Origin of the sequence: Photorhabdus sp. RM322S (assembly GCF_042879395.1) — a bacterium.
GTDB classification, from domain to species: domain Bacteria; phylum Pseudomonadota; class Gammaproteobacteria; order Enterobacterales; family Enterobacteriaceae; genus Photorhabdus; species Photorhabdus khanii.
Window position 1 is genome coordinate 1 of sequence record NZ_JBHFKW010000069.1, and the last position, 10,053, is coordinate 10,053.

The window sequence follows — 10,053 nt, forward strand, 5'->3', positions numbered from 1 at the left end:
AATCCGCTGAGTTGGATTGATCCTTGGGGGTTGAGTGGTGAACCAATTGGCAGTGAAGATAATCCATTCAGTTCTTCAGGAGCTGCTCGTCGCGAAGCTATGAGACAAGCAGGAATACCTATAAGCCAACAACCTACTAATCAATCAAGGAATAGCTCTGGTTGGGAATACAGATATAAAGTACCGAAGCCAGGCGGTGGAACAATACCAGCAACAGTACAACAACAAACAATGGATGTTAGCCATCCTGATCAGCCGCATTGGGAAGCTGGTAAGGTAAAAGTTGATCCCAGAACAGGTGAAACAAGAATGAATGATTATGGCAGACCTAAAATAGCTAATCCTAAAGGTAAGGCGTACTACAAAAATAAGTGTGGTGGTTGATATGAGCACTGCCCAATATAAAAAAGAGTTGTTATATAGAAAGGCTAATGGAAAACATATTATTAAGAATTATATATCTAAGGTAACTTCGCTGCTTTGTATCAAGGAAAGTAATCTAACTTTCATGGAATTGAAAGATACTGATGATGTTCTGTCTATATCAGGAAAGTCCAAGGGAACGGATGAAAAAACTCGGTTAACACCGCAAGAGTTACATGGTTTTCTTAAAGAGCTAAAGAATGACGATACGCCATATTATATTTTCATCGATGATGACTGGACGTATTGTGGTTCATTCCTTATATCTTCGCTTTGCTCGTTGAATGAGAATTTTAAATTTGGTGAAAAAATAATAAATGACATTTTATTTATATCAAAGGACTTCAAAAAAAATATAAGTCTTGATTATTATGAAGTAAATAGGACATACTTTATTGATGTGGTTAAATCAATATCTATTTAAAATAAAGCTCGGGAGATCTCTGCGATCTTCCGGTTTGATTGATGATCTGCCGTTGCGAATATCCACAGTACGCCAGAGCAGATTGGAGCTTATAGAATGGTGAAACGAATTGTCTGGAAGCATAATCATCTGGTTAATATTAAATTGAGGGATAACCTGTATACCATTGGACAGATGCTTAACAGTGCAGAAATGCAGTTTTATGATATCTGTAATACAGATGGCGTCTGGAAAAATATTGATTTAAATCAAGTGACTACTTTGTTTCGGATTTTAGTTGTTAATGCTGTTTATAAATTGATGCCAGATAAAATTAAAGACAAATCGGTTATTCCTAATATTCAATCCTATAATAATTACTGGATAAAGCCTTATTCTTCATTCGATGGTGATCATTATCCTGGAGATAAAAACTCTTTTTTATTTATGGGCGGTAAACTGATTAATATCGGCCCTGAGGGTAATATCGGAACCACACTGGCGCCAGTATTAAAAGAAGACTTAACCTTACCAGAAGATCGGGAACTCATTGAAAAATATGAACTGACCAATATGTGGTCACATGAAGAATTAGCAGAGCGTTTATGTCGCTACTTTGATACCGGTATTAACCGTGATGACTTGAAATTCGAGGTGTTTCCGGGACTGTGGGATGACAGGGAGCAATTAAGGCCCTTAACCAGTCGTTTACCAGTACCGCTACGATAATATAGATAATATAAAAGCCGGAAGATCTCTGTAATCTTCCGGTTTGATTGATGATCTACCATCAAAGGGCTTTGACCTCCGGCAAAACCTGCGTTATGCGGGGCAATATTTTAACAAAGACAAATTTGTTGGGAACAAATTTGAATAGCGCGTAGCGCTCCCCTGAAAGGGCGAGTATCAGGATGATACGAGTAAACCGGGCTGCATTTTAATACCTATCGGTATTATGCGCCGGAAATTGGCCGGTTTATCACGCCTGAATTGATGAGCTGAATTTGGTGCAGTTTATTGAAGCGGCACAGGAATTGGCGTTATATCCCGCCAATCTGCGCGCTGATTTGATCGCAAGACGTTGGGGGCAGATAGAAAATTATGCGCAAATAGTCAGAGATTATAAGCCGCAAATATTAGCGATAACGCTGCATCAGTTTTATGCAATGGAGTCCTCTCCCTCCTTTCTTTTATCTTCATAAATCAACCCGTAAATCGCCTGATGGTATAAAAATACCCTTTTATGTTTTTTGGATAATATTCTTTTTCTCGCTGATTTTTTAACTCTCTTTTAATGGTTAATAGATTTCGATTAAATATAATTAATATCCTTTTGAAAAATTTTACTTATGGTTAAATGCATTTTTTATATAAAATATTTAACACCTCTGTTTTCGTGTTTTTAAATGGTCATGGCATGACAGGTAAATATAAAATAAGCGGAGGAGAGCATTTTCGGTAAATGTATTAAACATGACAGGGAATAAGCCGTTTTTAGTGATTCTGTACCTTTTCAAAATCCGGCATTAATGGACGCCTGTTTTTTTATCCTTAGTTAATTAATCACCGAAAAAGCAGCTTTCTGATCGCCAAAAAAGGGAAAACAAGTAAAAAAAGAAAATGCACTACGTTTAAAAGATGACAAATTTTTTTTATCTTTAGTTACTGACAATAATTCTATGGCTCCATAGAAAACATTCGCTATTTCCTTTAAGACTTTTTTATAATCATCTGGAAAAGTGAAACTAATAATCACGTTCATATTGCTCTGGTAACTTATCGTCTGGCAGATCTATATTGTTTTTTTCTCCACCAGATAGAAGTTTTATCTGATCAATAATTTTATCTAAATCATTATTCATTTTTTCATCTATTTATAGCGTTTGGCTCTGTCTTTTCAATAGTTAAATAAATTTTCATAATTATGTTCCACTTCTAACCAGCCAGGACATACAGCTTTTTTATCCAAGCGGCCCGTGGAAACCGTAAGATAGGCTATAGAATTAATATTTAATGTGCCCACGGTAATCTTTCCATGGAAAATATTGATAATTTGATAGCGACATAATAAAACTATTCTAATGTGCGATTATTTATCTGTTTGAATGGGTAGTATAAAATGCGATATATTAAATCCCAAAAGGTGGTGATAAGAATAGGAATATTCTTTCCTTACTCCAATGCTAGTTCTTTCAGTTTTCGCGTAATGGTACTACGTCCCTAATCCAGCAGGCGTGTGGCATCCATGCTGACTAAAATTCTGCAAAATTTTACGGACTTTTAATTGTTCAAGGTACAGATTTAAATAAAAAGTTTTTAAATTTTTAAAAAGAGATTTACTTTACATTTAGGATATATTTTTTTACGCTTTTTGTCTTGGTTTCATTAAAATGGCTATTTTAGCGTAATAAATGGCATATGAATTTAGTTAATATTATTTTAATCTGATGTCATGTTATTGCATAATTGAGCTTGCAGGATTGTATTGTCAATATTGAATAATTTTAGTTGGATATTAATGGAGGACGGGTAAAATATAACATTGATTTAGTGTTTTTATATAATAAATGCAGTTGACGATTCCATTTTTAATTATGGGATTCAGTGTCAGATAATAAAAATGGCAGAAAGCCAAAGGTGCTTACCTAAAAATAGGAATGAAAAATAATATCTTATTCCGACGCGTAAGATGAATTGTTTATTCTATTATCAAGGGAATTAGCGCCGAAGAATTGTTGATTATATGGCTATTAATCGGGCTATGGCATCCCGCATCTGAGTATCTTGAATTAATGTCAGACGTGTCCGTTTTTATTTCTTGGAGGCAAGAAGTAAGAGAACAACATTGATGGTAACTGTCGGCAATGACGGTTTTCAAATTTCTAATAGGTTCGTTGAGGTAAGTAGATGAAAGATAACATTACTAAAATGGGAAGTGCTTGTAAAACTGGACACCTCCTTCAGAGGTCAGAAAACATAACCGCCGCAAACGACGCTTCACAACCGACTCAAAATACAAAGAATCTCTCCCAGGCGCTTACACCCAGTGAATCATTCTGGTATGAGCGTCTTGCCGCTTTGCAGCCATTCCAGTTACCTTTCGAAACTGCCGGGGATCAGGCAGAACCCAGATGGATAATGAGTGCCTGGCAGTCTCCGTTGCCAAAAAAAGGTGAAGAGGACCCATTACAGGTACTATTGCAGGCATTCGTTATCTATCTTGCGCGTTTGACTCAGCAGACCGAATTCCAAATCGGTTGGGGCGTGAATGAGTTAAATGAGACACCGGCAGATCTGGCACCTGTGGTGCCTATGGCTGTTGCGGTGGCGTTTGATAAGCCTTGGGGAGCGGTAGCTGACTGGGTTGATGATGAGCTTGCCCGGTTGGCGCAGCACCGGACATTTAGTCATGATCTCCTTATCCGCTTGCCTTCATTGCGGGCTATCCCGGCGCTGACAACCCACCGGCCGTGGCAGATCGCCGTCTCGGTGATACAGGATGATCAGGCGGCGCTTGGTGAATTGCTGACGCTCCAGGTGAATGCACAGGGCGGTTTTCGCTGGATATACGATGAAAACCGTTTGAGCGAGGAAGTGGTTCTGCGGATGAGCGAACATTTGCAGGTGCTGGCTTCGTCAAAAAGGCAGGGTGAGGAAATCCCCGTCGGACAGCTTAATGTGTTGCCTGAGGCAGAACGCAGGTTGTTGCTGGAAACCTGGAACGCCACGGAAAACCCTTATCCTGATCCGCTATGTATCCATCAACGGTTTGAGCAACAGGTAGAGCAGGCTCCAGAGACCCCGGCGTTGGAGTATCAAGGGCAGACCCTCAGTTATGCGGAATTGAATAGCCGGGCCAACCGTCTGGCCCATCAACTGATGGCGCAGGGTGTCATACCGGACCAGCGGGTGGCGATTTGCGTGGAACGCTCTCCGGCGATGGTGGTGGCTTTGCTGGCGGTACTGAAAGCGGGTGGGGCCTATGTGCCACTGGATTCAACCTATCCGGGGGAACGTCTGGCGTATATCCTGAATGATACCGCGCCGACAGTGGTATTGGCTGATGTGACCGGGAGGGTGGCGCTGGGTGAAGCCGCGCTGGCGGGGTTGACGGTACTGGACCCAAATATCCAGCCAGACCAGCCGGACTGCAATCCGCGGGTTCCGGCGTTGACGCCACAACATCTGGCATATGTGATTTACACTTCCGGTTCAACCGGGCAGCCGAAAGGGGTGATGGTAGAACATCAGGCTATTTATCACCGGCTTCTGGGCTTTAATGAGACCTATGCCGTCACCGCACAAGACCGGGTGTTGCAATTTGCCGCGTTTGCCTTTGATGTTTCAGTGGAAGATTTTTTCTCGTCATTATGCAACGGGGCCACGCTGGTTCTTCGGGATGATAGCTGGCTGGCGTCGGTACGGGAATTTATTGCCTTAACCCGGCAATATCATATTACGGTGACTTCTTTGCCAACCTTATTTTGGTCGGAACTGGCGGCCAGAGAGACAAGGTTACCGCTGCCGGATTGCCTCCGGCTCATTATCATTGGCGGTGAGGCGGTCAAAAAGAAAGCCGTTCAGGACTGGTTTACTCATGAAACCCACCGGCCCCGGTTATTGAACGGTTATGGTCCGACGGAAAATACCGTGACGGTGACCTATAAGGACGTGTTATCTCCGGTAGATGCGCGTTCTATCGGCAGGCCGGCTAAAAATGCCCGCATCTACCTGTTGGACAGAAATGGGCAACCGGTTCCAATCGGCTGTGTTGGTGAAATGTATATTGGCGGCGTCGGGGTGGCCCGGGGTTATCTTAACCAGCAGGAATTGAGCGCAGAGCGTTTTATACCGGATCCTTTTAGCCCAGTAGCGGGTGCGCGGATGTATCGCTCCGGGGATTTGGCCCGTTATCTGCCTGATGGTGATCTGGAATTCTTGGGCCGTAACGACCAGCAGGTGAAGATCCGCGGCTTCCGGGTTGAGCTGGGGGAAATTGAAACCCGGCTATTGGAATACCCGGCGGTGCAAGAGGCGGCGGTACTGGCGCTGGATGGCAGGCAAGGCAAACGTTTGGTTGCCTATGTGGCGGCGCAAGTGCATGAGGGATTGGTTGCTCATTTGCGTGCACACTTGAGTACCATTTTGCCTGACTATATGATCCCGGCGGCTTTTGTGCGTCTGGATACCTTTTCGCAGACCCCGAATGGCAAGTTGGATCGCCGGGCATTACCGGCACCGGGGGAGGAAGATTTTGCCCGGCAGATGTACGAAGCCCCACAAGGGGAGGCAGAGATCGCCATTGCTGTTCTTTGGCGTGAGTTACTGGGTATTGAGCAGATCAGTCGGCATGATAGCTTCTTTGCGCTAGGCGGGCATTCATTGCTTGGCGTGCAAATGATTGAGCGCTTGCGTCACCGGGGGTTGACACTGGCGGCGCGTGATCTGTTCCAGTCGCCGGTGCTGTCAGATCTGGCCCAAATGTTGGGGCGACATCAGGCCGTGATAGTGCCGCCTAACGTGATTACACCGGCAACCACGGTGCTGACGCCTGAGATGTTGCCGTTGATTGATCTGACTCAGCTTGACATTGACCACATCGTCGGACTAGTGCCGGGCGGGATGGCGAATATTCAGGATATCTATGCGCTGTCGTCGTTGCAGGACGGTATCCTGTTTCACCACGTGTTGGAAAAGGAAGGCGACCCGTATCTGGTGCTCTATCCGGTGGCCTTTGCTAATCGCGCTCTGCTGGACCGTTATCTGGCGGCGGTGCAACAAGCGGTTGATCGCCATGATATTCTGCGTACCGCCTTTATCTGGCAAGGATTATCTGTGCCGGCTCAGGTGGTTTGGCGTCAGGCGACTTTGCCAGTAACTGAACTGACGCTGGACCCGGCTGACGGCTCCGTCATTGACCAGTTAACCCGGCGTTTTGACCCGGATCACTATCGTCTTAACTTGAATCAGGCCCCGTTATTGCATTTTGTCATCGCCCAGGAAACCGATGGCCGTTGGTTTTTACTGGAATTACAGCATCACCTAATCGGTGATCATGAAACGATGGAAGTGATGCACCGTGAAGTGCAGGCTTGTTTTACCGGGCAGGAGGACCGTCTGCCGGCTCCGGTACCGTTCCGTAATTTGGTGGCGGAGGTTCGGTTGGGGGTGAGTCAGGCCGCCCATACCCGTTTCTTTACCGACATGTTGGTTGAAGTGGATGAGCCGACGCTACCGTTCGGGCTGACGGAGGTGCACCGTGATGGCTCACAGGTAACGGAATCCTACCGGATGCTGACGAGCGCGTTGAATGACCGTTTGCGTAGTCAGGCGCGGCGTTTGGGTGTCAGTCTGGCGGCATTGTGTCATCTGGCTTGGGCACAGGTGTTATCGTGTACCAGCGGACAGGAGAAAGTGGTGTTTGGCACCGTGTTGTTTGGGCGCATGGCGGCGGGAGAAGGTGCTGACAATGGCATGGGGCTGTTTATTAATACGTTGCCGTTGCGGTTGGATATCGATGAGACCCCGGTACGGGACAGTGTGCAGGAGGTACATCTGCGGTTGGCCGGCCTGCTGGCGCATGAGCATGCGTCACTGGCGCTAGCCCAGCGGTGCAGTGGCGTTGCCAGTGGTACGCCCCTCTTTAGCGCCTTGTTGAACTACCGGCATAATGAGCAGCCGGATCCGCTGGATGAAACGATGGTTGGGATTGAATTCCTGGGCGAACAGGAACGTACTAACTATCCGTTTGGGCTGTCGGTGGAGGATGGCGGCTGTTCTTTGGGGTTGACTGCTTATGTAGTGCAGCCGTTTGATCCGGACAGGATATGCGGTTATATGCAACAGGCGTTGGAGAGTCTGGCGGAGGCCCTTGAGCAGACACCGGAGACACCGGTACGGGCACTGAACATCCTGCCGGAGACAGAACGCACGTTATTGTTGAAAACCTGGAACGCGACGGAAACCCCCTATCCTGATCCATTATGTCTCCATCAATTGTTTGAACAACAGGTGGAGATAACCCCGAATGCCACAGCGCTGATGTATCAACAGCAAACCCTCAGTTATGCGGAATTGAATGCCTGTGCCAACCGGTTAGCCCATCAACTGATGGCGCTGGGCGTGACACCGGGCCAGCGGGTGGTGATTGGCGTGGCCCGTTCCCCGGCGATGGTGGTGGCGCTGCTGGCGGTGCTGAAAGCGGGTGGGGCTTATGTGCCGTTGGATCCGGCTTATCCCAGCGAACGGCTGGTGTATATTCTGAATGATACGGCCCCGTCCGTGGTTCTGGTTGACGCGGCTGGCCGGGCGGCGCTGGGGGAAGAGGCGCTGGGCGGGTTGACGGTATTTGACCCGAATACTTTGCCGGACCAGCCGGACAGCAACCCACGGTTACCTGAGTTGACGCCCCAGCATCTGGCGTATGTCATCTATACCTCCGGTTCAACCGGGCAGCCGAAAGGGGTGATGGTAGAGCATCAGGCGGTGTATCAACGTCATCTGGGGTTGAATGAGACCTATGCCATTACGGCGCAAGATCGGGTGTTGCAATTTGCCTCTTTTGCCTTTGATGTTTTAGTGGAAGAGTGTTTCTCGTCATTATGTTGTGGTGCTACGCTGGTCATGCGGGATGATAGCTGGCTGGCGTCTATGCGGGAATTTATTGATTTATCCCGGCAGTACCGTATCACGGTGATGTTTCTGCCGGCGTCATTTTGGTCCGAACTGATGACCGGAGATAATGGGTTGTCGCTACCAAATACGCTCCGGTTAATGGTTTTTGGTGGTCAGTCGGTCAAAAAGAATGCCATTCAGGCATGGTTTACCCAGCAAACCCACCGGCCCCGGCTATTGAACGCGTATGGCCCGACAGAAAATACGGTGACGGCGGCCTGTAAGGAGATATTGTCTGCGGAGGATGTTCGTTCCATCGGCCGGCCGCTTAAGAATACTTGTGTCTACCTGCTGGACGGAGAGGGTAAACCGGTACCATTAGGTGGCATTGGTGAAATGTATATTGGCGGTGTCGGGGTGGCGCGGGGTTATCTTAACCGGCCGGAACTGAGCGCAGAACGCTTTATGCCGGATCCCTTTAGCCCGGTATCTGGGGCGCGCATGTATCGCACCGGGGATTTAGCCCGTTACCTGCCGGATGGTGACCTGGAATTTCTGGGCCGTAACGACCATCAGGTTAAAATCCGTGGCTTCCGGGTTGAGCTGGGGGAAATTGAAACCCGGTTGATAGAACACCCGGCGGTGCAGGAGGCGGTGGTGTTGGCGCTGGATGACGGACGGGACAGACGGTTGGTCGCCTATGTGGCGGCGGAAGCGCATGACGGGTTAGTTTCCCGTTTGCGTGAACACCTGAGTGTCTTGTTGCCTGATTATATGGTCCCGACGGCTTTTGTACGTCTGGATACCCTCCCGTTGATGCCGAACGGTAAGCTGGATCACCGGGCGTTACCGGTGCCGGGGGAAGAAGATGTTGCCCGTCAGGTCTATGAAGCCCCGCAAGGGGAGGTTGAGATTGCTCTGGCCGCTATCTGGCGTGAGTTACTGGGCATTGAGCAAGTCAGCCGGTATGACAATTTCTTTGCGCTGGGCGGCCATTCGTTGTTGGCGGTGCGGATGATGAACCGGATAGCGGCGTTAGGTATCGAACTGCCCTTGAGCACGTTGTTTGAAACGCCAGCTTTAATGGCCTTTGCTGAGGCAATAATGCGTGCTCAGTCTGATAAACCGCGCAGGACATTGCCCGCCATCACGCCAATATCCCGTGAGGGGGTGTTGCCGCTGTCATTCGCACAGCAGCGTCTGTGGTTCCTGGCCCAGTTTGAGGGCGTGAGTGATACCTATCATATCCCGATGGTACTGCGCTTGTGTGGTCGGCTGGATATCGTCGCCTGGCAGCAGGCGCTCGACAGGTTGTTTGCCCGTCATGAAGCGTTACGTTCTGTCTTCGTCTCTGTTGACGGTCAGCCACAGGTGCAATTGTTGAGTGCAGACAACGGTTTGCCTTTATCTCAACATGACCTGCGTGGGATACCGGATGCTGAAACTGTACTTGAACGCCTGAGCACCGAGGAAGCTTACACGCCATTTGATCTCGGTCATGGCCCGCTTATCCGCGCTTCTCTCATTCGGCTCACGGATGATAAATACCAGTTTTTGCTTACCCAGCATCACATTGTGTCGGACGGCTGGTCTGTAGGCGTGTTGATGTCTGA

4 protein-coding genes and 1 pseudogene are annotated in these 10,053 nt (G+C 47.8%); all 5 read left to right on the top strand.

The genetic code is table 11. From position 1 onward, the window contains the following. A pseudogene (locus ACGF63_RS21675) lies at nucleotides 1-384 on the top strand (hypothetical protein); the annotation flags it as partial. Between the two features lies 1 nt (nucleotide 385). Further along, nucleotides 386-847 (top strand): hypothetical protein, encoded by a 462-nt coding sequence (locus ACGF63_RS21680; RefSeq protein WP_152961618.1) that lies wholly within the window; start codon nucleotides 386-388, stop codon nucleotides 845-847. 174 nt (nucleotides 848-1,021) lie between these two features. Continuing rightward, the gene (locus ACGF63_RS21685; RefSeq protein WP_387633145.1) at nucleotides 1,022-1,555 is read left to right on the top strand and encodes a hypothetical protein; all 534 of its coding nucleotides are present in this window, start codon (nucleotides 1,022-1,024) and stop codon (nucleotides 1,553-1,555) included. Nucleotides 1,556-1,830: 275 nt separating this feature from the next. Continuing rightward, nucleotides 1,831-2,028, top strand: coding sequence for a hypothetical protein (locus tag ACGF63_RS21690; RefSeq protein ID WP_152961620.1), 198 nt, complete (start codon nucleotides 1,831-1,833; stop codon nucleotides 2,026-2,028). 1,705 nt (nucleotides 2,029-3,733) lie between these two features. Further along, on the top strand, nucleotides 3,734-10,053 hold a 6,320-nt coding region (locus ACGF63_RS21695), incomplete at its 3' end, for an amino acid adenylation domain-containing protein (RefSeq protein WP_387633147.1).